The 250-nt window shown below is 64.4% G+C and carries 1 protein-coding gene; it reads right to left on the bottom strand.

The window, feature by feature from the left end:
• On the bottom strand, positions 1-250 hold a 250-nt coding region (locus ASE56_RS17960), incomplete at both ends, for an ATP-binding cassette domain-containing protein (protein ID WP_200914084.1).

Here is a 250-nt window from a genome sequence, read left to right as displayed (position 1 = left end):
GCAGCGACGGGTTGCAGGCCAGCGCCATGGCGATCATGACGCGCTGTCGCATGCCGCCCGACATCTGGTGCGGGTAATCGTCGAGGCGCGACGCCGCGTCGGGAATTTCGACATGCTTCAGCATGGCGAGCGCGCGTTTGCGAATAGCGTCTCGCCCGAGCGGTTCATGCAGGGCGATCATCTCGCCGATCTGGTCGCCCACGGTGTAGAGCGGATTGAGCGACGTCATCGGCTCCTGGAAGATCATCGC

Source organism: Microbacterium sp. Leaf203 (assembly GCF_001421275.1).
GTDB lineage: Bacteria > Actinomycetota > Actinomycetes > Actinomycetales > Microbacteriaceae > Microbacterium > Microbacterium testaceum_A.
This window is presented reverse-complemented; position numbering and strand designations above follow the sequence as displayed.